This is a genomic window from Nocardioides sp. CPCC 206348, from assembly GCF_048654705.1.
Lineage (GTDB): Bacteria > Actinomycetota > Actinomycetes > Propionibacteriales > Nocardioidaceae > Nocardioides.
The window spans coordinates 107,595-110,038 of the sequence record NZ_JBMCZA010000229.1; the positions used below are offsets into that span (position 1 = coordinate 107,595).

Below are 2,444 nucleotides of genomic sequence, written 5' to 3' on the forward strand. Positions count from 1 at the left end.
GAACTCGACGACCGCGGACCCCGCGCCCACGGCGATCGCGTCGTCGTACGACGTCCAGGCTCCTTCGCCGACCCGGTACTCCGTGCCGCCGTCGGCGATGCCGGCGCCGGAATCGGCGGCCGTCAGGGTGATCGAGCGGGCGTCAGCATCGAAGGTCGCCTTGGTGACCGGTGCCGATGCGTCGATCCCCACGGTCAGGGGCCGGACCTGGCCCACGTTGCCTGCGGCATCGACCGCACGGACCGAGAGCTCGTGGGTGCCGTCGCCGGCGACCACGATGTCGGCCTCGGCGCCGGCCGCGTGCTGCCAGGCGGCACCGCCCAGGGACCACTCCACGCGGGCGACATCACGGTTGTCCGCGGCAGCGACGTGCACGGTCGCCGGATCGCGGTACCACCCGTTGACTCCCTGGCCCTGGACCGCGAGCTCGTCGATCGTCGGCGCGACGCCGTCGACGGTGTGCATCCGCAGGAAGGTGACCGACGAGCCCGGGAACTCGTACTCGAAGTCCGTGGACAGTCCGGAGACGGTGCGTTCGCGGGGCCGGATCACGGTCGGGTCGGCCTTGGTGTTGGTCGCGGTCCGTGACGGCGCGGTGAGCGTCGTGACGGTGCCCGTCGGCTCGATGCCGGCGTCGGACACGTGCACTTGCGTCCGCACGGGACCGGTGGCGGTGTTGACGACCTTGGCGACCAGGTCGCCGCTGGCTTCGTCGCGGGTGACCACCTGGAAGAGCTGCTCGCTCGAGTCGACCTGGTCGTGGGTCAGCTTGAGGACGCCGTCCTGGTAGAGCCGGACGGTGGTGCCGTCCACCTCGATCTTGAGGTGGTACGTCGTCCCGGTGGCGACGCTCTCGCCCTCCAGTGCGACGACCTCGCTGGCGCTGCCGCCGTCGGCGCGCTGCAGCACGGAGCGGGTGTTGTTCCAGCCGCCGAGGTTCCACCAGTAGAAGTTGTTGGCGCCGGTCGCACCGAAGCCGACCAGGAAGCCTTCCGCGCCGGAGAGCTTGGTCGCGTCGAGCTCGAGGGTGTAGTTCGTCCAGCCCTTCTCGTAGGCGCCGGTCATGATCGACCGGGCGTCGGTGGTGCTGGTCGACGACTGCACGTAGCGACCACCGCTCACGGCCCACGATCCCTGCTGGGAGGCCCACTTCGACGAATCGGCGAAGTCATCACTGAAGAGCGTCGCGCCGGTCTCGTTGTCCGTGACGACGACGTTGTCGTAGGCAGCGCTGGTGTTCCACGTCGAGAGGAAGGCACCACCGCGCACGTCCTGCGGGGCGTTGACGGATCCGTCGAAGGTGCTCGGCACCACCTGGTCGCCCACGTTGTTGCCGAACATCTTCTGGACCTGCCAGTCGGCGGACTCCCACGACTCGTCGTTGTCGAACCAGATCGCGTCGGGGGTCCACTGGACGTGCGACTCGTGCGCCAGGAGCGGGGCGTACGACGCCAGTCGTACGACGTCGCCGTTGCGCTGGAGGCCCGTCATGTAGGCCGCCTCGACGAGTGCGTTCCAGAAGGTGTTGCCGCGGCTGGCGTACTCGCCGAGGAAGACCTTGGGGCCTTCGCGGTCGTAGTCGTCGTACCGACGGGCGTTGTCGAGGAACCAGTCCGGGTCGTTGTAGTAGTGCTCGTCGACCATGTCGACGCCCTGGGCCCGGTTGAAGTCCCACAGGGTGTCGAAGCGGGTGCCCGCGTCGTCGGGACCGGAGTTGGAGATGATCGCGATGTCCGGGTACGCCGCTTCGACGGCCTGCTTGAACTGCGGGAAGTTCGCCTCGAAGGTGGTGGTGTTCTCCTCGTTGCCGAGGCCGATCATCTTCATGTCGAACGGCTCCGGGTGACCCAGCTCCGCGCGGACGGCACCCCATTCGGTCTCCGTCCCGCCGTTGGCGAACTCGATCAGGTCGAGGGTGTCCTGCACCCAGCGGTCGATCGACGCCTGGTCCTTCATCTCCGGGATCGTGCTGCCGCAGCCGTTCGCGCCGACCGACAGCACGGGAAGGGGCTCGGCGCCGAGGTCCTCGGCCAGCTCGAAGTACTCGAGGTAGCCGATGCCGTAGGTCTGGTTGTAGCCCCAGAAGTTCTTGTTGGTCGGGCGCTCCTCGATCGCGCCGATCGTCTCCTTCCACTGGTAGGTGCGCTGCCGGTCGACGAAGCCGCTCTCCCCATAGGACTTGAAGGTGCCGGCGTTGGTGACACAGCCACCGGGGAAGCGGACGAAACCGGGGTCCATCGCGGCCACCCGCTCGGCGAGGTCCTTGCGCAGCACCGAGCGGCCGTTGACCGGACCGACCCACGTGTCCCGCGGCATGACGGAGACCATGTCGACGGAGAGCGTCGACGGTGCCCCGGCCAGGACCGCGATCCGGGCCACGTTGCTGGAGGCGGTCGCGGTGATCGCGACCTGGACCCGCTGCCAGGTGTCGTTGCCCTCGACCT

1 protein-coding gene is annotated in these 2,444 nt (G+C 68.6%); it reads right to left on the reverse strand.

Features of this window, described 5'->3' with window-relative positions; translation table 11 throughout:
• Window positions 1-2,444 (reverse strand): alpha-L-arabinofuranosidase C-terminal domain-containing protein (locus ACOADB_RS26325; RefSeq protein ID WP_378605977.1); only part of this gene is annotated, 2,444 nt, incomplete at both ends.